This is a genomic window from Mucilaginibacter sp. 320_HR, assembly GCF_059691875.1.
This window is the reverse complement of sequence record NZ_JCAWAI010000002.1, coordinates 350648-371431: the sequence shown is the minus strand read 5'-3', so window position 1 is coordinate 371431 and position 20784 is coordinate 350648. Positions and strand designations below refer to the sequence as shown.

Annotated in this window: 17 protein-coding genes; 6 read left to right on the top strand and 11 right to left on the bottom strand. The window is 43.8% G+C overall.

From position 1 onward, the window contains the following. Positions 1-23: 23 nt before the first annotated feature. Positions 24-2450 (bottom strand): ABC transporter permease, encoded by a 2427-nt coding sequence (locus AC59GT_RS07215; protein ID WP_497237000.1) that lies wholly within the window; start codon positions 2448-2450, stop codon positions 24-26. Positions 2451-2742: 292 nt separating this feature from the next. Here AC59GT_RS07215 and AC59GT_RS07210 point away from each other — a divergent pair, with 292 nt between their 5' ends. After that, positions 2743-3309: a hypothetical protein gene (locus AC59GT_RS07210; RefSeq protein WP_497236999.1), complete on the top strand. Its 567-nt coding sequence runs from the start codon at positions 2743-2745 to the stop codon at positions 3307-3309. A gap of 19 nt (positions 3310-3328) precedes the next feature. Here the strand turns inward: AC59GT_RS07210 and trpB are convergent, their stop codons facing one another. Genes trpB through trpD form a run of 3 tightly spaced genes read right to left on the bottom strand, consistent with a single transcriptional unit; the run spans position 3329 to position 6106 of the window. After that, positions 3329-4510 carry a tryptophan synthase subunit beta gene (gene trpB / locus AC59GT_RS07205; RefSeq protein ID WP_497236998.1) on the bottom strand — a complete coding sequence of 394 codons (1182 nt, stop codon included), beginning with the start codon at positions 4508-4510 and terminating at the stop codon, positions 3329-3331. Then, complete coding sequence (locus AC59GT_RS07200; RefSeq protein WP_497236997.1) at positions 4494-5123, bottom strand: phosphoribosylanthranilate isomerase; 630 nt, start codon at positions 5121-5123, stop codon at positions 4494-4496. Before AC59GT_RS07200 ends, trpB begins: the two co-directional genes overlap by 17 nt. After that, positions 5120-6106: an anthranilate phosphoribosyltransferase gene (trpD, locus tag AC59GT_RS07195; protein WP_497236996.1), complete on the bottom strand. Its 987-nt coding sequence runs from the start codon at positions 6104-6106 to the stop codon at positions 5120-5122. Before trpD ends, AC59GT_RS07200 begins: the two co-directional genes overlap by 4 nt. A gap of 502 nt (positions 6107-6608) precedes the next feature. Between trpD and AC59GT_RS07190 the strand changes: the two genes are divergently transcribed. Together AC59GT_RS07190 and AC59GT_RS07185 are read left to right on the top strand one after the other, a co-directional pair. Next, on the top strand, positions 6609-7553 hold the full coding sequence (locus AC59GT_RS07190) for an ion channel (protein ID WP_497236995.1): 945 nt from the start codon (positions 6609-6611) through the stop codon (positions 7551-7553). Between the two features lie 83 nt (positions 7554-7636). After that, entirely contained in the window at positions 7637-8056 is a 420-nt protein-coding gene (locus AC59GT_RS07185; protein ID WP_497236994.1) for an SRPBCC domain-containing protein, read from the top strand. Here the strand turns inward: AC59GT_RS07185 and gloA2 are convergent. The 5 genes from gloA2 to AC59GT_RS07160 form a co-directional block, all read right to left on the bottom strand. Then, positions 8053-8442, bottom strand: coding sequence for an SMU1112c/YaeR family gloxylase I-like metalloprotein (gloA2, locus tag AC59GT_RS07180; protein WP_497236993.1), 390 nt, complete (start codon positions 8440-8442; stop codon positions 8053-8055). The genes AC59GT_RS07185 and gloA2 overlap by 4 nt on opposite strands. Further along, positions 8442-10670, bottom strand: a complete 2229-nt coding sequence (gene purL / locus AC59GT_RS07175; protein WP_497236992.1) for a phosphoribosylformylglycinamidine synthase subunit PurL — start codon at positions 10668-10670, stop codon at positions 8442-8444. Before purL ends, gloA2 begins: the two co-directional genes overlap by 1 nt. A 252-nt stretch (positions 10671-10922) precedes the next feature. Next, positions 10923-11753 carry an energy transducer TonB gene (locus tag AC59GT_RS07170; RefSeq protein WP_497236991.1) on the bottom strand — a complete coding sequence of 277 codons (831 nt, stop codon included), beginning with the start codon at positions 11751-11753 and terminating at the stop codon, positions 10923-10925. 152 nt (positions 11754-11905) lie between these two features. Then, positions 11906-12484 carry a DUF4468 domain-containing protein gene (locus tag AC59GT_RS07165; RefSeq protein WP_497236990.1) on the bottom strand — a complete coding sequence of 193 codons (579 nt, stop codon included), beginning with the start codon at positions 12482-12484 and terminating at the stop codon, positions 11906-11908. A gap of 71 nt (positions 12485-12555) precedes the next feature. Continuing rightward, complete coding sequence (locus tag AC59GT_RS07160) at positions 12556-13584, bottom strand: porin (protein ID WP_497236989.1); 1029 nt, start codon at positions 13582-13584, stop codon at positions 12556-12558. A gap of 580 nt (positions 13585-14164) precedes the next feature. Here AC59GT_RS07160 and AC59GT_RS07155 point away from each other — a divergent pair. Next, positions 14165-16339 (top strand): glutamine synthetase III family protein, encoded by a 2175-nt coding sequence (locus AC59GT_RS07155; RefSeq protein WP_497236988.1) that lies wholly within the window; start codon positions 14165-14167, stop codon positions 16337-16339. 290 nt (positions 16340-16629) lie between these two features. On the opposite strand, the gene AC59GT_RS07150 is transcribed toward AC59GT_RS07155, so the two are convergent. Then, positions 16630-18411, bottom strand: a complete 1782-nt coding sequence (locus tag AC59GT_RS07150; RefSeq protein ID WP_497236987.1) for a chloride channel protein — start codon at positions 18409-18411, stop codon at positions 16630-16632. Between the two features lie 66 nt (positions 18412-18477). Here AC59GT_RS07150 and AC59GT_RS07145 point away from each other — a divergent pair, with 66 nt between their 5' ends. After that, on the top strand, positions 18478-19659 hold the full coding sequence (locus tag AC59GT_RS07145) for an AIR synthase related protein (RefSeq protein WP_497236986.1): 1182 nt from the start codon (positions 18478-18480) through the stop codon (positions 19657-19659). A gap of 32 nt (positions 19660-19691) precedes the next feature. Beyond that, a complete protein-coding gene (locus AC59GT_RS07140) occupies positions 19692-20381 on the top strand; it encodes a sterol desaturase family protein (protein WP_497236985.1) in 690 nt (229 codons plus the stop codon). Here the strand turns inward: AC59GT_RS07140 and AC59GT_RS07135 are convergent. Beyond that, positions 20378-20767, bottom strand: a complete 390-nt coding sequence (locus AC59GT_RS07135; protein WP_497236984.1) for a hypothetical protein — start codon at positions 20765-20767, stop codon at positions 20378-20380. The two genes, AC59GT_RS07140 and AC59GT_RS07135, sit on opposite strands and share 4 nt — an antisense overlap. Positions 20768-20784: the final 17 nt, after the last annotated feature.

The window sequence follows — 20784 nt, the reverse complement described above, 5'->3', positions numbered from 1 at the left end:
GGGCTAGGGTGAGGCTTCGGGTTTTACTCGCTCCTTAAACTCTTTACCGGGTTCACCAAAGCTGCCTTTACTGCCTTATACCCTACCGTTAACCAGGCAATACCCAGCGAACCAACAATAGCCAGTACGAACACGCCTGCGCCAAGTGATATGCGGTAAGCAAAGTTTTGCAACCATTCTGACATAGTGTACCACGCCAGCGGCATAGCTATTAAGAACGCAACAGTGATCAGGATCATGAACTCTTTAGAGAACATAAGCACTATACTGGCTACCGAAGCGCCAAGTACTTTTCGTACACCAACTTCTTTAGTGCGCTGAACCGCCATATACGACACCAAACCGTATAAGCCAAGACATGAAATGAATATGGCTATGCCCGCAAATACTTTGTAGACTAAGGCCAGCTGGTTTTCCTGCTGATAAAAGCGTGCTATGTTTTCGTCCAGGAAATAGCCCGTATAGGCATACTCCGGATACGTGCGTTCCCATAGGGCTTTTATATCTGCAGCCGTGCGGCTTAAATTAGTGGTTTGTATCTTTACGCCTGCTAATGATTCATATCTTTTCCTTGGAGCTATAACTATTGGCTTAACCGCGTCACGCAAGGAATTGGTTTTAAAGTCTTTTACTACCCCCGTGATTGGCGCCCAAAAGCCACGCCCGCCTAACTTCACTGTTTTACCAATTGCATCCTCAGCTTTTTGGATGCCTAGTTTATGTATGAAGGTTTCGTTCACCACAACCTGCCGTATAGTGTCGCTTTGGTCGTATCCTTTACCCGCAGCAAACTTAAAACCGAAGGTTTTGAAATAGTCCGCATCGGCAAATTTCAGGAAGGTGCTAAACGTTGGATCCTTGGGTGAGTTGTTAAAATAGAAGTTCTGGCCCCAGTTGTTGTCTGACGACGGCGCATCTGACGCAAAGCTTACCGCCTTCACCTGCGGGTTTTGCAATAACTGCTGTTTAAACGATTCTATTTTGGTCAGGCTCACGCTGTCGGTATAGCCCGGAAGGATCAGTATGGCATCTTTGTTGAAGCCGAGGTCAGCCTTATTTACAAAATCCATCTGGCTCACGGCTACCAATGTGCCTATGATAAGTACCTGCGCTATTACAAACTGCGCTACTACCAGCGCCCTGCGCAACGGTATACCACCAATTGATGCAGCAGTGATCTTATTTTTTATGGCCAATACCGGCTTAAAGCCTGATACTACCAATGCAGGGTAAATGCCGGATAAAAGGATAACAGCTACAAAAACAACCAGCAAGAACAAAACTGTGCCTACGTTGAAAAGGCCGATATCATCAGGCACACTCGCTATGTTCTTTAGCTGAGGTAAAGCAAGTTTAGCAAGGGCGGCGGCAATTAATACGGAGAATAAAACGATCAGCGCTGTCTCTCCTATTACCTGGAAGATAAGCTGTTTGCGGCTGCTACCCAATACCTTGCGAATACCCACTTCTTTTGAACGGCCTACCGACTGCGCAGTAGACAGGTTAATGAAGTTGATAGACGCCATCACAATAATGAGGATGGCAATAAAAGAAAGCGTTTTAATGGTGGCCTTACTGGTAAGGTGGTCTCCCGTGGTGTCGCCTACCCTGGTATCGAAGTGCAGTTCAGATAGTGGCTGCAGGTAATGCACTTTGGTAACACGGGTTTTATCCTTAGTGAATTTAGCTGTGAAAGGGATAAGCCGGCTATCCATTTGGGCGGCAGTCATACCCTCAGGCAGCATTGCAAATACCTGGTGATTGCTGCTTAACGAATCCCAGGTTCCGTCCCAATTATAATCTGCCGGGTGTTCTTTCCAGGTACTGTAAGATACCAGTACTTTGAGCGGAAAATCAGTGTTCTCTGGTGAGTCTTCGATAATACCTGCCACCTTAAGCGTAAGTACGTTATCCATACGTAAGGTTTTACCCATTGCGTTCTTCCAGTCACCGAAATATTTGGTTGCGGTGCTCTTATCAATAACCACCATGTTGGGCTGATTCAAGACATCTTTACTGCCCTGCAGCCATTGGTGCTGAAATATATCGAAGAACTGCGGCTCCATAAAGAACACGCCGATTTGCTCTGTAAACTTCTTGGCGTCCGCCGCATTATTAGGGTCTGATCCGGGAACCGTGAGCTGACTGCCGTAACTGGTGTTGAACGCGGCAAACTTTACCTGTGGAAAATCAAGCCTTAATGCCTCTACAGCCGGCACGGATACACCCGGATTATAAGTCACCCCGTCTTCGCCCTTCTGCTGGGTAATAATGTGGTAGATGTTTTTGTAATTGGGGAAGCTGGTGTTAAAGCTTAACTCAAACTGCAGTATTACGAAAATGAGCAGACAGGCGCTTATGCCTACGCTCAAGCCCGCTATATTGATGAAGGAGTAACCTTTATGGCGTACAATATTGCGCCATGCTATTTTAAAGTAGTTCTGTAACATAAAACCGGTATTTGCACTAACTTAGTTAATGCCGTACCAATTTTATAAATAACTGTATAACAATATCTTGTGAACTATTAACCATGTACACTATGTACGCAAGTGTAACACACACTGTTCGGTAACGATACAGTGGTTGGGTGCATGTAAAAGTTTACAATGACTTACACATCTAAATTTTCGATGTCGTATTTAATCGTTAGTGGTGGAAGGAAGAGTGCACCTTAGATAGGTCAAAGGGGCAACTCAGAGTACTTTAAGAATTAACGCTGATTTTTAACTTAGCTGCACAATGCACGAATATACTAACTATCTTGAAAAGTGGCTGACCTTGCAGCGCACCGGCCTGGAATTGGTTGCACAACTTCCTCCACCTAAATTTGAATCTTTGCAATTCCACACCAAGGACATTAATGTAGAAAATTATAACAGCTGGATTGAAAAATTACTTAAAAAAGGGATTAACAATCAAATGCCTGTCTTGTACTATTTTAATATAGAATCTACCTTTGACTGCAGCAAAATTCATTCGCATATTAACGAGATGAAACGTAAATGCGAAGGCTCGTCGTTGATAATGCTACCAAAAATAAATCCTACTCACAATGAAAGCTCATCGGTGCTTTATGTTGGTAAAACTAACAGTAATTTTCTGCATCGCTTTAAAACCCACATCGGTATTACTCCAAACAAGATATATGCCTTACAACTCGCTCAATGGGCAAAAAACTTTGACTTGAAGCTGACTCTTTATTTTGCGCCTTACTCTTTACCTAAGGAACGACTCAACCTACTGGAACAAGTCGAACACGTCTTCCATTACAGTTTAAAACCGATACTCGGGAGGTCTGGTCATTGATGTATTGTGACTAACACCACTAAAAGCCGAAATACTTTATATAAGTATTCAGGTCCTTGTCTCCCCTTCCGGATAGGCATATTACAACATTATCGCTGGCTTTAAGGGTCATCTTGTCCAGATAAGCCAATGCATGCGCGGTTTCAATTGCCGGTATAATGCCTTCCATCTGTGAGCAAAGCAAGCCTGCCTGTAAAGCTTCGTCGTCGGTTATGCTTACGTAGGTCGCACGGTTTATTTTATATAAATGCGCGTGCTGTGGCCCTATGCCCGGATAATCTAACCCTGCCGAAATGGAATACGGTTCTTCTACCTGTCCATCCGCTGTTTGCATTAATATGGTACGGCTGCCGTGCAACACACCTTCGCGACCAAGAAACGTGGTAGCTGCAGAGTGACCGCTATCTACACCTTTTCCGGCGGCTTCTACTGCTACCAGTTTTACCTCCTCATCATCCAAAAAATGGTAGAACATACCCATGGCATTACTGCCACCACCTACACACGCCATAACATACTGCGGCAATTCGGTACCGGTTTGCTCCAGTAATTGTTTTTTGGTCTCTTCGGATATAATGGACTGAAACTTGGCCACCATTTCCGGGTAAGGAAACGGGCCTACTACAGAGCCTATAATATAGTGAGTGTCAACAGGGTTACCTATCCAGTCGCGTAGGGCTTCGTTGGTGGCATCCTTCAGCGTTTTACTGCCAGATGTTGCCGCTACTACCTTTGCGCCCAGCATTTTCATGCGTGATACGTTGGGTGCCTGCCGCTCAATGTCTATCTCGCCCATGTAAACCATGCACTCTATACCTTTTAACGCACAAACCGTAGCGGTAGCAACGCCGTGCTGGCCGGCACCCGTTTCGGCAATAATGCGTTTTTTACCTAAACGCTCGGCTAAAAGTATCTGTCCTATAGCATTATTTATCTTGTGCGATCCTGTGTGGTTAAGGTCTTCCCGTTTAAAAAAGATGTTAGCACCATACTTTTCCGAATACCTTTTTGCATGGTATAACGGGGATGGCCTGCCTACGTAATCGCGCATCAGCTGGTCAAACTCCGCTTTAAAGCTTTCATCGTTTATGATCTTGAGGTATTCCTGCCTTAGCTCTTCCACGTTGGGGTACAGCATCTCGGGAATGTATGCTCCGCCAAAATCACCGTAATAACCCTGCTCGTTAACTCCGTACTTCATCTCTTAATTTCTTAAATGCGTCTTCTAATTTTTTAATGTCCTTGACCGCCGGTGATACCTCAAACTTGCTGTTAAGGTCTACCCCGTAAAACATCGGGTGCTTAATATTTTTTACCTCGTCTATATTGTCGGGGCTTATCCCGCCCGATAGAAAGAAAGGCACACTGCCGGTGTATTTATCTAATATTGTCCAGTCGAAAGTTTGTCCCGAACCGCCACGCGCAGCGGTCTTGGTATCAAACAGGAAGTAATCTACTACGTCATAATAAGGCCCCAGTTCGGCAAAGTCAAAGCAGTCGTCCACACCAAATGCTTTAATCACTTTAAGGCGTGCCTTTAATATCTTACAATCATCCGGGCTTTCGCAGCCGTGCAGTTGTACGGCATTAAAGCTATAACGTTCTATCAGCTCGTTTATCTCTTCCAGCGGCGCGTCAACAAAAACGCCGGTCTTCAGAATACTGTCGGCTATTGGTATCAGGTCGCTCTCCTCCATACCCTGTATATATCGCGGCGACCTGTCATAACAAATAAATCCCACCAGGTCAGGGCAAAGTGCCGCTACCTTGCTAATATTATCCGGAAACTTTAATCCGCATACTTTTATTTTCATGCTATCAAACGTTTAAAGCTGGCCAACGCTTTCTTGCTGATAAGCGCCGCCTCTGCTTCGTAAAAACAATCGGCAAAGCTTTTGTTTGGCGCAATGGTTTGGATAGCAATAGCGGCGTTGCTTAGCACCACATTAATTTGCGCGGAGGTGGCATCGTCATTAAGTACCTTCATAAATATATCTGCAGATTCGGCAACGGTGTGCCCGCCGGTAATATCACTTTGCGCAAGCTTCTCAAAACCCAACTGCTCAATACTGTTAATCTTTTCGCCTTCTGCCGAGAAGGTCTTGAAATCGCAGGTAAGCGATATTTCATCGTAGCCGTCAAGTGCGTTTAGGATCGTGTATTTAATGCCTGACTTTTGATAAAGGTAAGCGTACACCCGCGCCAGCTCCAGGTTAAACACACCCACCATTTGGTTTTGCGGCCGGGCCGGGTTAACCAAGGGACCAAGCATGTTAAAGAATGTTTTTACACCCAGTTCCCGCCGTATGGGTGCTACTGTTTTCATAGCCGGGTGGAACAGCGGCGCATGCAGAAAACAAATGTTCGCCTCGTCTATACTTCGCTTGAGTTTGTCGGTATCGTTGGTAAACACATAGCCCAGGTGCTCCATCACGTTTGACGATCCGCAGCCTGATGATACACCATAGTTGCCATGTTTGGCCACCTTGTAACCTGCCCCTGCTACCACAAAAGAGGCCAAGGTCGATATGTTAAAGGTATCCTTACCGTCACCACCGGTTCCGCAAAGGTCTACAAGTTCGCCATTTTGCAAATCTATCGGCAAACAAAGTTCCAGCATGGCATCGCGGAAGCCTTCCAGCTCATCAACGGTAATACTACGCATGCAATAAGCTGTCATAAAAGCTGCCATCTGGGAGTTGTTGTATTGCCCAAGTGCTATGTTCTTGAGTATTTCTTTAGACTGCTCCCGGCTGAAGGTCTTATGTTCGAAAAGGTGGTTAAGTATCTGTTTCATGAGCCTTGTCCCTTGAGGGGTTCTCTATTTGTTTATTTTACTTAGTTAGTACCCGTAAACCTCTTTTGAAAAATCCGGATACAAGAAAGGGCCGCCTTACGGCAACCCTTCCAAAATATCTTGTGAAAACAAAAATGAGGTTGCCTTACGAATTCTCGTTAAGCCACCACCAGTTATTGTTAATTACGTTCGCGTTCATTACGCAGCAAATATGGAAATACTTTTTTCTAAAAACAAGCTTTATAATACTTTTACAACCGTAGGTTTGCACATTTAAGCGGAACAGATTTTCATTGGTAAAAACAAGAATAAAAGTGGTTTAAAAAAATGTGGTTTTTGCAGATTTTTGCTCGTGATTTTCATTAGAGCTGTCATTAGCATCAGGGCGCCGCTAAGAACATGACATAAAGATAAGGATTACAGTTGAAAAATATGGTGACAAGGTTTTGTCACCAGGCAATATAAAACCTGGCTTATAATTAATTATTTTGCTGATACAAACATGGCAATACGCGAACAAAAAGTAAACCCGGAGAACGACTTAGGCTTTGGCCCTCAGCCGGTTATCAAAAGTCAGCCGCTTATTAACAAAGACGGTTCCGTCAATGTAAAGCGCAAGGGGCTAGCCCTGTTCAATACCGCAGATAACTACCATAACCTCATTAAAATGAGCTGGGGTAAGTTCTGGTTTATTGTGTTGACCGGCTACCTTATAGCCAATCTTTTCTTTGCAACTATCTATGTATCAATAGGAATGGATAGCTTTCAAGGCGCTGATGGTGCTACACCGCTCGGGCATTTTTTGGATGCTTTCTTCTTCTCAGCGCAAACTATTTCAACTGTAGGCTACGGCCATATCAACCCTAAAAGCGTGACTGCCAACGGAGTAGCTGCCATTGAATCAATGGTTGGTTTACTGGCGTTTGCCCTGGCAACAGGTTTACTTTATGGCCGATTTTCAAAGCCATCAGCAAAAATTGTGTATAGTGATAATTTGCTAGTGAGCCCTTATAATGGTGACCATAAAGGACTGATGTTCAGGTTGTCTAACCTCCGCCGAAACGTTTTAATCGACTTGGGCGTGGAGGTGATATTCTCCTACAACGAAATAGTAAATGGCAAAGCTACACGTAAATTTTTCCCGTTAGAACTTGAGCGAAAGGAAGTTAGCTTACTTACCCTAAACTGGACCATTGTACATCCGCTTGATGAAAACAGCCCCTTGGCAGATGCTACGCCTGAAGAGCTGGAACGTACCCAGGCATCTTTTTCGGTACTGTTAAAGGCTTTTGATGATACCTTTTCGCAGACCGTACACTCCCGTACCTCTTACACCTATGCAGATATGGTTTGGGGGGCTAAGTTCATACCTATGTTTGACCGCGAAGAAAGTGGTAGGATTGATCTGGATATGAGCAAAATAAGCGTTTACAAGATGGTGGATTAGTCGCATTTGCCCACTGCTATTGCCGCTTTTACCCGTTTGCATGTAATGATAAGGCCTAGATCTTTGATCATCAGCAACAAAACATGAACACAGTAACAGTAACTACCGAAGTAAACGCGTCTATAGAAACTATATGGCAACTATGGAATGGGCCTGAACACATTATGCAATGGAATGTAATGTCCGATGATTGGCATTGCCCGGGTGCGGAAAATGATCCCAGAACTGGCGGCCGGTTTAATTTCATGATGGGTTTAAAGGATGGCAGTTTCAGCTTTGACTTTGCGGGGCAGTACACAGATGTGATAGCTAATCAGCTGATGTCGTACAGTTTAAATGATGGCAGGCGATCTACTATCCTGTTTACGGGGAGTTCTCCTGTAAGGATTACGGAGACATTTGAACCTGATTCAAGCATGCCTGCAGAGGATCAGAAACAGGCTTGTCAATCTGTCCTCAATAACTTTAAGATATATGCCGAGAAAGCTCTGGTTTCCAGCTAGATCTCGTAAAATTCTAAAGGCAAACCATCAGGGTCAGCAAAAAAAGTAAAGCGCTTACCGGTGGTTGGGTCTATGCGAACAGATTCAGCAGGCACTCCGTTTTCATTGATGTGAGCAATAGCTTCATCAATGTTGTCTACTTCAAAGGCCAGGTGCCTTAATCCAAGCGCTTCCGGCTTGGATGGCCGTGCAGGCGGATCGGGGAACGAGAAAAGCTCTATCTGGTATTGCCCGCCAACTTCAAGGTCTAGCTTGTAAGAGTTTCGCTCTTTGCGATACACTTCCCGAACAACCTTCAGTCCAAGCACTCCGGTATAGAAGTGCTTAGACCGCTCATAATCTGAACAGATGATTGCGACGTGCTGTATCTTGTTAAGCTTGAGCATTATGCTTCGCCCAGGCTTACGTGAAGCACACTATCGTAAACCATTTTGATATCCATAATGTTGCCGAACAGCTCGCCATCAATATTAGTATTACCTATGGCGTTTACAGTACCCAAAAGGCTAAACTCAACCTCGCTGGTAGCCATCATTTCTACAAAGCGCTCCTGGTCATCAGGTGCAATACTTACCACTACCCTGCCCTGCGCTTCGCCAAATAAGAACGCGTCTTTACGGAAGGCATCATCTGTTACAATGTCAAACCCTAGAGCATTTGGCAGGCACGATTCTACAAGGGCGATGTATAAACCACCGTCAGCTACATCGTGAGCTGATTGCACAACCTTGTGCCTGATAAGTTCTTTTACAACCTGGTGCATGGCATATTCCTTATCAAGATCGAAGTAAGGAGCAGGCGCTTTAACCACTTTATGGTATGATGCAAGGTATTGAGATGAAGCGATATCGTTTTGGGACTCGCCTATCATATAAATCAAATCACCGGGTGACTTAAAGTCAAGCGTCATCATGTTTGTACGATCATCCATTACACCCAACATACCGATGGTAGGTGTCGGGAACACAGGACCCTCATCACTGGACTGATTGTAAAAGCTTACGTTACCACCTGTAACCGGTGTTTCAAACTTGGTACAAGCTTCGCCCATACCTTTAATAGCACCTACAAATTGCCAATATACTTCGGGCACATATGGGTTGCCAAAGTTAAGGCAGTTTGTTATAGCTACAGGCTCGCCACCTGCACAGGTAATATTACGGGCAGCTTCTGCAACGGCTATAGCGGTACCCTTCTGCGGGTCGGCGTAAACGTAACGGGAGTTGCAATCGCATGTTAATACAATAGCTTTCTCGGTATCCTGTACAGCAACCACGGCAGCATCGCTCGGGCGATTGGTAGTCATTGTAGAATGGCCGATCATAGAATCATACTGATCCGTTACCCAACGCTTTGATGCAATGTTTGGATTTGCTATCAAATGCTCGGCAATATCTACTAAGTTCTCCGGCTCGGCTATATCTTCAATTTTAAACTTTTGGTTCTCTGCATAGTAAGCTGGTTCGCGGTACTCGCGCTGGTAAACCGGCGCGCCGCCACCTAACACAAGATCGTCGGCAGGAACGTCAGCAACCTTTTCGCCATTCATAAAATATTCAAGGCGTTTTGTATCAGTAACCTCACCTATTTTAACACAGTTAAGGTCCCATTTATCAAACACGGCCTCAACTAAGGCTTCTTTACCTTTTTCTACCACAATCAGCATACGCTCCTGAGATTCAGAAAGCAATATCTCGTATGGTTTCATGTTCTCCTGGCGCATAGGTACACGGTCCAGGTGTATAACCATGCCGTGCTCGCCCTTGGCGCTCATTTCTGAGTTTGAACAAATAATACCTGCGGCACCCATGTCCTGCATGCCTATAACCGCGCCGGTCTTAATAACCTCCAGTGTAGCTTCAAGCAACAATTTTTCCTGGAACGGGTCGCCTACCTGTACGGCAGGAAGATCGTTTACAGAATCTTCAGTAATGTCCTTTGACGCAAAAGCAGCACCGTGAATACCGTCTTTACCGGTAGCAGAGCCAACAATGTAAACCGGGTTGCCTACTCCGTAAGAAGTTGCAGATACCGTTTCACCTTCTTTAACAATACCTGCTGAGAACGCGTTCACTAGCGGATTGATGTTAAAGCAATCATCAAAGTAAAGTTCGCCACCAACTGTAGGTATGCCGAAGGCATTGCCATAATGGCTAATACCTTTTACCACGCCTTTTACCAGCCATTTGGTTTTATCTAATTTAAGATCGCCAAAACGCAGGGAGTTCATCTGCGCAATTGGCCTGGCGCCCATGGTGAATATATCGCGGTTAATACCGCCTACACCCGTTGCTGCGCCCTGGTAAGGTTCAAGCGCTGACGGGTGGTTATGTGATTCTATCTTAAAGGCGCAGCCAATGCCACCACCAAGATCAACTAATCCGGCGTTTTCTTCACCCGCTTTTGCCAGCATGCGCGGGCCATCCTTTGGTAGGGTCTTGAGCCAGGTAATAGAGTTTTTGTAAGAGCAGTGTTCGCTCCACATTACCGCGAAAATGGATAGCTCGGTAAAGTTGGGTACGCGGCCCATTATCTCGTTTATTCTGTCGAATTCTTGCGGTAAAAGGCCCAGATCTTTGGCGGTTTCAACGGTGGTTAATTCCTGCTGCTCCAATGTAGTTATCGTTTAGATGAAAGGATGCGCAAAGGTAGAAAAAAGCCGTGAAAGGCGAAAGGTAAAAGGCGAAAGCTTACGCCAGACGTCAGTTAACGTTCCTCTTTCCTATTAAGAAAAAGCTCCGGCGACTCTATGAAGTTACCGGAGCTAAACTAAACATTAAGACTAAATGGGAATTTACTTAAGTAATCAGGTTAATTATTACTTCACATCTACTAAATACTTATGCTACTAAATCCCCACCGGCCATTATTCTACTGGTAACTGAAAGTTTATAGGAATCTGGTATCTTACCCTTACCGACTGGCCGTTCTGTTTGCCAGGCTTCCAGGCCTTAGCTAACTTAAGTACCCGGGCAGCTTCCTGGTCAAACCCGTAACCTGCTCCTTTTACTATAGTGATATTGCTGAGCTCACCATTTTTTTCGACAACAAAGCTTACTATAACTTTGCCGGATACTCCCGCATCCTCAGCCTGTGAAGGAAAATGCATGTTTTTTCCTAAGAACTTAGAGAATGCGTCGAATCCGCCCATAGGCTCGGGCATTGCCTCCAAACTTTCAAAAGGCACCAGTTCATTTCCGGTAAACGGCGGAGCAGCTGGTGGGCCCACAGGGCCATCTGTCGGCGGTGCTAGTGCAGGACCATCTACACCTTTAGTGGTCGTGCTGCCAATATCACCTTTAATCTGGTCAATGACCGGGGGGTCTTCAGTTACGGTCTGCTTTGTCACTACAAAAGAGGTATATTTTGTAGTAGATGATGCAGGTAGTTGTTTTGCAGGGCTACTTTGCTTTGGTTGCTTCGGTTGAGCAATTTTTTCAGGTTGGATTATTTTAATGACCTTATCATCCATTTTTACCGGAATCATTTTAACAACATCTTCTATCGGCGTATATCGAGCAATAATGAAAGCAACTGTGCATAAAAATGCAACTGTGCCAAAGGTGTGCCCCATAGCTTTTGCCATAGTAGAGGAATAGCTGTTTCGCAGTTCGTAAGCGCCGTATTCCTTGTTGCGGTCAGTAAATACAACATCAAGCCACTCGGTGTTGTACAAATCAAATTTTGTGTTTAGCATAACGTTTAGAATTTAATTTTCTAATATAACGATATTGCAACACAAAAGGTTGTCATTAACTAAACTTTTACCAAATTATTATTTGTATTATCTTTAATTTACAAATTTAATATGGTGAAACTACTTTTATTAAAACTATTATTTGGATACGATTACCACTTTTCTGTATCAACTTTCTTCAAAACCTCAACCTTCTTTAAAGCTGGCACTTTATCCATCTCTTGTTTCAGCAGGTCAGCTGTTTCCTTACAAGCAGCAGCAATTTGTATTAAGTAACTTTCCGCATCCTTTGCAGGCACTTTAGAGGATAGTTTTTCCGCAGGTATTAATATACCTGGTACTGCTACCATATTGCCATACCTGTCTATCTTATAAGGTGTAAATACAAAATCGGTAAACTTGTACCGGTATCTCGCATCTTTGGTTTCAATGGACAGTTTGTAGGTTACATCTCCGCCTTGTTTTTTTGATGCAAGCGAACTGGTATACACCACGTATCTGCCTTTTACTGTTATGGCATTTTGCGTTTGGTTTTTCGCCAGATCACCATTGTAGTTCTTCTTTACGAAACTTAAACCACGCATGTACAGACTATCGGCATTGAGACCGGCTTTTTCCACCACTGCGTAGTAAACGTTTTTATTGTTCTCATCTAATTGCAGGGATTCTGTTTGTGCAGACGCAATGCAGACGGATGTTATTAAAATAAGAAAGAGGATGATTTTTTTCATACAATAAAGATAAAGCCACCTGTATAAATACAGATGGCTTAAAGATAAACTTAATTATTAGTCGCGGTATTTTAGAAGGCGTAAACTGCAGCAAGTACAAACTGTGATGCAGATTTCTTGCCCATTAGGTTTTTGTTTACGAATGATTCTGTATTAGCATGATCAAGTCTTACCTCAGGAATAACGGTTAGCGGGCCAGCTTTAATGTTTGATGTTAAAGTAAACGCTTTAACACTTGGCCCACCATCTTTATACTTAAAGTACTCCCCTCTTAAACCGAAGGACACTGCTGAACTGGCTGCAATCTGCGGATACAAGGCGACACCCTGGAAGCCGCCGTTGCTGTTAGGCGCGTTAAAATCTGCAGCATTCAGTCCCAGTTTAAATGCACTGGTAATTTGGTATGCGGTTGTAAGATCAACCTCCGTACCCGATGTACTCCCAGACACCAGGTTCAGGTAAGCGGTCCAGCCGGTTACCGGGCTCACAAACAACTGTGCGCCAAATGTAGACACATCCTTAGTGGATGTATAATTGTTCCAGCTGTCGTTAAAGATTCCCGCCATCAGGCTTACCTTATCAGAGAAAGCGTAGGTACCCTTTAACCCGGCATTTTGGAATGGACCGTTGGTAAACAGGTAAGACGTAGAGTAGTTAAAATTACCAACAGGCGATATTACCTCGTAACCTACGAAGGTGGCCATGTAACCACCTGTAACTGTAAATTTGTCGGTAAGATCGTATGATACGTAAAGGTTTTGAATATGAAACGACTGTCCATTACTGCCGGCATCAGGTATAGACTGCGCCTGACCACGCGGACCAAAGCTTAGCTCTCCTACAAATGCTGCTTTACCTACCTTTTTCTTTAAACCAAGATCTATCATACCGATTGATACAGAATTTTGATCGCTGGCAAAGCTGGTACCAATGTTTGAGCTATTGGTAGCTGGGTTTCTATAACCGGAAAAATCGTATTTGTAGTAAGTGTCAACGGACCCTGAAATCACCAGCGGCGGATCCACTTTGGGCGCCTCCTGTGCGTTGGCTGTAAACGTTGCGGCTGCAAATAAAGATAAAAGTAAAAGTTTTTGTTTCATGATAAAGAATTTGTTGTTTATAGTAATTAATTGTGGGTTGCATATTAACAATCGACAAAAACACTCAATCAACTACAATTAAATCACAAGGAGCTTAATACCATCAACTTTTCTCACCAATTTACCCTCACACCTACTTTATCCATCTCAAAAGCTTCTTTGATTAATAATAATCTCTATAGATTTTGTATTACTTATCAATTTTTCATGAAAATAGATATTTAACAACTAAAAACAAATTAATATTAATAAATAATAGCAAAAAATATAATTGCTGAATAATAAAAGCTTGTAAAGTCAACAAAAATCATAAAATATAGCACATATTATGATTAGCATTTTTAGAAAACAGAATTAAATAGATTATGCGCCAAAAAACATTGCAAAAGTTAGATAAATACAAGATAAAAATGGAAATGATAACGATTATAAATTTTAAATAAACCAAAATATTTTAAAAATGTAAAATTTAAAGGAATTTTCAGCGGATTTTGGCAGGTGCCGCAATGGTGAGACCAACAATGCTTAGTAGTATTATTTTAGGAGAATTTTTACTTTTGGCGTAACCAATTCTTATACCATGCCCAACATTCGCTTCCAGGCACTTCGAGACGCAAGTAATCGCGAGATACCAGAACTAAAAACACCATCAAGCAAAATTTCAGACTACTTCGGCGCTAATGTATTTGATAAGCACAAGATGAAAGAGTATCTATCATCTGAAGCTTTCGCCGGAATTGTTAATTCTATTGATAACGGAGAAACTATTCCGCGTGAGCTTGCCGAACAAGTAGCCTCCAGCATGCGCTCCTGGGCGATGAGCAAAGGCGCCACCCACTACACACATTGGTTTCAGCCGCTTACCGGCAGTACTGCCGAGAAGCACGACGCCTTTTTTGAACCTACCGCAGATGGTGGCGCTATAGAACGCTTTAGCGGCGACGCTTTGGCCCAGCAAGAACCGGATGCATCCAGTTTCCCCAGCGGCGGTATACGTAATACTTTCGAAGCACGTGGCTATACCGCGTGGGATCCATCGTCACCAGCCTTTATCATAGGCCGCACACTTTGTATACCAACCGTATTTGTATCCTACACCGGCGAGGCACTGGACTACAAGGTTCCTTTACTTAAAGCGCTTAGTGCTTTAGACAGAGCTGCCGTGGATGTTTGCCACTACTTTGATAAGAGCATTGAAAAAGTTAATGCCTCGTTAGGTATCGAGCAGGAATACTTCCTGGTAGATACCGCGTTGTTTAACGCGCGTCCGGATCTTTACCTTACCGGCCGTACTTTGTTCGGGCACATGTCTGCAAAAAACCAGCAGTTGGAAGACCACTATTTCGGTTCTATTCCCAGCCGTGTGTATGCCTTTATGCAAGACATGGAGACAGAGGCATTGCAACTGGGTATACCGCTAAAAACGCGTCATAACGAAGTTGCACCCTCACAGTTTGAATGTGCACCTATATACGAGGAGATAAATCTGGCTATAGATCATAACCAGCTATTGATGGATATTATGGATCGTGTTGCAGCCCGCCACAACTTTAAGGTGTTGCTTCACGAAAAACCATATGCGGGCATAAACGGCTCTGGCAAGCACAACAACTGGAGCATGATTACCAATACCGGTAAAAACCTGCTGTCGCCCGGAAAAACGCCAAAGAATAATCTCCAGTTCCTTACTTTTTTTGTGAACACGATAAAGGCTGTGCATGAGAATGCCGATCTGCTTCGTGCATCTATTGCATCGGTTAACAACGACCATCGTTTGGGTGCTAACGAAGCACCGCCGGCGATTATATCCATATTCCTGGGTAGTCAGCTTAATGATGTATTAGATGAAATAGATACCTCCCGCCTAAGCAAAAAAATAAAAGAGGAAAATTCACTTTGGCAAGGCATTCCTAAAATACCACAGATATTAAAGGACAATACCGACCGTAACCGTACGTCGCCATTCGCATTTACCGGCAATAAGTTTGAGTTGCGCGCAGTAGGCTCATCAGCCAACTCTGCCAGCCCTATGACCATATTGAACCTGATAGTGGCAGATCAGCTGAAAAAATTCAAGTTTGATGTAGATAAGCTGATTAAGAAAGGCGAGAAAAAAGATGTAGCGTTAATGACCATCATCAAGCGATACATTAAGGAGTCGAGAGCTATCCGCTTTGAAGGTAATGGCTACAGCGAAGATTGGGAACGCGAAGCAGAAAAGCGCGGGTTAGCAAACATCAAAACAACTCCTAAAGCACTTGACGCGCTAATATCCCCTAAAGCGGAAGAGCTGTTTGAGGAAACAGGCGTGTTCAGCAAGCGCGAGGCACATGCCCGCCATGAAATATTACTGGACAGCTTTTACAAAAAGCTGCAGATAGAAGCGCGGGTTATCGGCGAGCTAACGCTCAATATCATCATACCAGCGGCTTTGGAGTACCAAACTAAGCTTATCACAAACGTAAAGGGGTTAAAAGAAATCGGCTTGGATGAAAGTGCTTATGCAGCTCAGCTAGACATCATAAGTCGCATCTCCGGTCACATCAATACGATAAAGAATGATGTAGAAAAGATGATAAGCGAACGTAAGAAGGCAAATGCTATCGAAGACATTCGCGAACGCGCTATCAGCTACGATGAGAATGTAAAGAGTTACTTCCAGCCTATCCGTTATAACGTTGACAAATTGGAGCAACTGGTAGATGACGCTATGTGGCCGCTGCCTAAATTTAGAGAGTTGCTGTTTATCAAATAATGGAGCTAACGTTCAAAAGTGTTCAGCTTTTTTTGTGCCCTATAAAAATGAACACTTGTTTGAACGCTTACATAATCAATGTAATAAATTGTATAAAAAGCAGAATTAAAGCATTTTAAATACTTATTTTTCTTCAGCAACCTTTAAAAACCGCACAGAAAAAACAAGTAAAAACAAAGTAATTTTGGAAGTGATTGTTTTATTACAGGTGTAGAAGTACTAAATGATCTGTCAATTAAAAGAGCGGCTGTCTGGTAGACAGCCGCTCTTTTTTGTTAATGCCTTTAAAGCTAATTGTTCGCGAACAAATCTGTCTGGTGTTGCTGGCTTACGATGATGTCCCGGTATTTTGCCAGCAGGGCAGATTTGGAGACAAACCCAATCAATTTATTTTCTTCAACTACCGGCAATTGCCATACATCAAATTTGTCAAACAGCTCCATCACTGTACTTATATTATCAGTTACCAGTATAGTGGCCGGCGGCGACACCATTATGTCGGCCACGGTCTCATCTTCGAGGTTAGGGGAGAAAATGTGCTTACGTATTTCGTCCATCCATATAACTCCCTCTAAAGCTCCCGAATTATCTAAAACAGGAAAGATGTTGGCGTTGGTATTGGCCAGCAGTTGGTAAAGTTGGGATAGTGGTGTCTGCCGGGTAACAGCAGTAAAGTTCCTGTTTATTATGTTGTCAAGGCTTATTGCATTAAGCATGCTGTAATCCTGCCCGGGGTGTATATTATTCTCATGTACCAGGTGGTGCCAGTACATGTTATGCGGGTTAGTGAGCCTTGATATTATATAAGATATAGCAGACACGATCATGAGAGGAATAAACAACACATATCCGCCTGTTATCTCTGCTATCAGGAATATAGCCGTTAATGGTGCATGCAACACACCGCTAAGCGCACCTGCCATACCCACGGCAATAAAGTTGCTCGTATTTAAATGGATCAGCCCGGTTTGGTTCACACCAAAAGCAACGAATAAACCCAGGAAAGCGCCAGTAAACATAGTAGGCGCAAAAGTGCCGCCATTGCCGCCTGCACCAATGGTGATACCTGCTGCTACTATTTTCATAAGTACCAAGGCGGCTATGAACAGCAACATAAGTAATGGTTCAGATAGCCATTCACCAAAAAAGTTCTCTTCTTTAAGCGCTTCAAGGTTGCCGTTGAGTATAGCCTGCAAATAATGGTACCCTTCGCCAAAAAGGGTTGGAAAAACTATAATGATCAGTCCGAGGATAAGTCCGCCGGTTATTGCCCGCACATAACGGTTCTGTTTTAAGAAAATACCCTTCTCCAGTGTGCCACCAACTTTGGCAATGTAGATAGACACCCATCCGCTCAAAAGCCCAAGCACAACGTAAAAGGGCAAAGCGCTTATCACCCAACCTTCGGTAACCAGGTGAAACAATTGCCCGGAATACAGTACCTTGGATACAACCACCCCTGTAGCAGAAGCAATAAGCAAAGGGATGAATGTAGGAATGGTGATCTCCCCAATCAGTATCTCTAAAGAGAACAGCACACCTGCAATCGGGCTGTTAAAAACTGCAGCGATACCCGCCGACGTGCCGGCGGCAAGCAGCACAGTTTTTTCGTATGGTGTTAAATTAAAAAACTGCCCAAGGCGAGACCCTATTGCAGCGCCCGTACAAACAATAGGCGCTTCCAAACCGGCAGATCCGCCAAAACCAACGGTTAGGGAACTGGTAACCAGGTGAGCGTATACATTATTAAATCTGATGTTACTTCTGTTCTTTTTTATACTAATGAGGATATTACCTATACCTTTTTGCATTTTGTCGCGGTTGATGATGTGCTGCCACGACACGGTTAAAAGTATGCCCAAAGCGGGCAAAAACACATAGATGAAATGGTATGGCAGATGCGACGAAATGTTGCGGCTCAGCTCCTCCATAAAGTGAACCAAAAACTTCAACGCTACGGCAGCCAGGCCACCCAACAGGCCGGCACCAACACTGCAATACATTAAAAAATTGCGCTGAGCTGTGCGGTTTAACCGCCATCGATTGAGTTTGAAACCTAAAGATCTTAACATAGAAAGGTGAGTGCGGCAAATTAACAAAATTACCGCCTAAAAAGGTATTTAGCAGTATATTTGCCCATGACTTCTCCGCAAAGATATGATCAACGGGGTGTATCTGCATCAAAAGATGATGTACACAACGCCATTAAAAATATCGACAAGGGAATATTCCCTAAGGCTTTCTGCAAAATTGTACCCGATATATTAACTAACGACCCGGAATACTGCAATATTATGCATGCCGATGGTGCGGGTACAAAATCATCACTTGCTTATACCTACTGGAAAGAAACCGGAGACATATCTGTTTGGCGTGGGATTGCGCAGGACGCCATTATCATGAACCTGGACGACCTGCTTTGCGTGGGCGCCATTGACAATATCCTGCTATCATCAACCATAGGCCGTAACAAGAACCTTATACCGGGTGAGGTAATAGCCGCTATAATTAACGGTACCGAAGAGATACTTGCTGAACTGCGTGATGCAGGAATAGGCATATATTCCACCGGCGGTGAAACTGCCGACGTTGGCGACCTTGTGCGAACCATTATTGTAGATTCTACTGTAACCTGCAGGATGAAACGCGAGGACATAATATCCAATCACAATATTCAACCCGGCGACGTGATTGTAGGGCTGGCTTCTTACGGCCAAGCTATATACGAGACGGAATACAATGGCGGGATGGGCTCCAATGGCCTTACTTCTGCCCGTCATGATGTTTTTGATAAATCAATTGCCGACAAGTTCCCGGAAAGCTTTGATCCGGCCGTGCCTCATGATCTTGTTTTTTCGGGAAGTAAAAAACTGACCGACCATATAGAAATTGGCGATGGCAAAACCATTACGGCCGGCAAACTTGTACTATCGCCTACCCGCACCTACGCGCCTGTGATAAAACAAATGCTGGATGGTTACCGCAAACAGATACATGGTATGGTACATTGCAGTGGCGGTGCTCAGACCAAAGTGCTGCATTTTATCGATAACCTCCACGTAATAAAAGATAACCTCTTCCCTATTCCACCGTTGTTTAAGTTGATACAAGAAGAATCGGGCACGTCATGGCAGGAAATGTACAAGGTGTTCAATATGGGTCACCGGATGGAATTGTACGTTCCAGAAGAGATAGCAGCAGACCTGATCAGCATCAGCGAGAACTTCGGCATTCCAGCGCAGATTGTTGGCCGTGTAGAAGCTGCTGATAACAAAAGGGTAACGGTAACATCTGAGTTCGGCGTTTTTGAGTACGAGTAACCATTAGTCAAAAAGATAGTGTTATGCACCACATGCTGGAATCTTTAGCTGCACTATCTGAAAGTCGATTGTGGCTGATATTTCTTGCAGAAAACCTCACGGTAACTGCTATTGCGCTTTTTGCCGGTTGGCTTACGTTAAAGTTTTGCAACAAGCCTGTAGCCTGGCCCTCCCGGGCAGAGTTATGGATTTGTGTATTAACCAACCTGGTTAATACTGTAATTACGTACCTCGGCTTCCGTTTGTGGGACTATGGCTTTATTGTTTTCAAGTTCGACTTCTCATGGCTTGTCTTGCCGCACTTTCTTCTGCTATTTGTAGGGATGGATTTCCTAATGTACGTTTTCCATTACTTCATCCATCACTCGTTGTTCTATAAACCAATCCATAGGTTTCATCATCAGTACGAGCACCCCACGCCTATAGACCTGTTTGTGCTGCACCCGCTGGAGACCGTTAGTTTTGGTGCCCTTTGGCTTATCTTGCTTATTGTTTATTCCTTTAACATTTACGCGGTCGCCGTTTATCTCACCGTAAATATAGCCTTTGGCATAGCCGGGCATTTAGGAATTGAGCCGCTGCCGGCTAAGTGGAGAAGCAGCGTTGTATTGAAATTTATTGGCACCTCGTCGTTTCATCACGATCATCATGCCGATATAAATTACAACTTCGGATTTTATACTTCTATTTGGGATCGGCTGTTCGGCACCTTTAAACCTTAACCATTAGCAGCTGAAGTATTCGCCAGCCTCAAGTAAGTACTTACTGCCAAAAAGTAAGCTACCCCGTAAGGCAGCAGCCATGAATATAGCTTGGGTTCAACTGAATAAATTATATATGCATTCCAAAAGTAAACCGGCAAGAATACCAGCGGAAAAATGATAAGGTAGTATTTATACCTGCGTGAGTCTTTTATGAACAACAGGGAGATGAGGAGCAAATGTGCTAAAACCAGCAATACTATTTTTATAATGTCTGTTGTAGCCCTCCCCGGTGTGCCAATAAAAGAAATTGAGGTTACCTCGAGCGCAAGCGTGTGGTAAGGCATGCCTAGCAGAAAACTAAATGCGATGATTAGGAACAGGTAAATACGGAACCGCTTTCTCATACTGCAAAGCTATTAAA

What these genes read in the sequence shown, in the direction of transcription:
- AC59GT_RS07215 (WP_497237000.1), bottom strand. Translation starts at nt 2,450, where the DNA reads ATGTTACAGAACTACTTTAAAATAGCATGGCGCAATATTGTACGCCAT.
- AC59GT_RS07210 (WP_497236999.1), top strand. Translation starts at nt 2,743, where the DNA reads ATGCACGAATATACTAACTATCTTGAAAAGTGGCTGACCTTGCAGCGC.
- trpB (WP_497236998.1), bottom strand. Translation starts at nt 4,510, where the DNA reads ATGAAGTACGGAGTTAACGAGCAGGGTTATTACGGTGATTTTGGCGGA.
- AC59GT_RS07200 (WP_497236997.1), bottom strand. Translation starts at nt 5,123, where the DNA reads ATGAAAATAAAAGTATGCGGATTAAAGTTTCCGGATAATATTAGCAAG.
- trpD (WP_497236996.1), bottom strand. Translation starts at nt 6,106, where the DNA reads ATGAAACAGATACTTAACCACCTTTTCGAACATAAGACCTTCAGCCGG.
- AC59GT_RS07190 (WP_497236995.1), top strand. Translation starts at nt 6,609, where the DNA reads ATGGCAATACGCGAACAAAAAGTAAACCCGGAGAACGACTTAGGCTTT.
- AC59GT_RS07185 (WP_497236994.1), top strand. Translation starts at nt 7,637, where the DNA reads ATGAACACAGTAACAGTAACTACCGAAGTAAACGCGTCTATAGAAACT.
- gloA2 (WP_497236993.1), bottom strand. Translation starts at nt 8,442, where the DNA reads ATGCTCAAGCTTAACAAGATACAGCACGTCGCAATCATCTGTTCAGAT.
- AC59GT_RS07170 (WP_497236991.1), bottom strand. Translation starts at nt 11,753, where the DNA reads ATGCTAAACACAAAATTTGATTTGTACAACACCGAGTGGCTTGATGTT.
- AC59GT_RS07165 (WP_497236990.1), bottom strand. Translation starts at nt 12,484, where the DNA reads ATGAAAAAAATCATCCTCTTTCTTATTTTAATAACATCCGTCTGCATT.
- AC59GT_RS07160 (WP_497236989.1), bottom strand. Translation starts at nt 13,584, where the DNA reads ATGAAACAAAAACTTTTACTTTTATCTTTATTTGCAGCCGCAACGTTT.
- AC59GT_RS07155 (WP_497236988.1), top strand. Translation starts at nt 14,165, where the DNA reads ATGCCCAACATTCGCTTCCAGGCACTTCGAGACGCAAGTAATCGCGAG.
- AC59GT_RS07150 (WP_497236987.1), bottom strand. Translation starts at nt 18,411, where the DNA reads ATGTTAAGATCTTTAGGTTTCAAACTCAATCGATGGCGGTTAAACCGC.
- AC59GT_RS07145 (WP_497236986.1), top strand. Translation starts at nt 18,478, where the DNA reads ATGACTTCTCCGCAAAGATATGATCAACGGGGTGTATCTGCATCAAAA.
- AC59GT_RS07140 (WP_497236985.1), top strand. Translation starts at nt 19,692, where the DNA reads ATGCTGGAATCTTTAGCTGCACTATCTGAAAGTCGATTGTGGCTGATA.
- AC59GT_RS07135 (WP_497236984.1), bottom strand. Translation starts at nt 20,767, where the DNA reads ATGAGAAAGCGGTTCCGTATTTACCTGTTCCTAATCATCGCATTTAGT.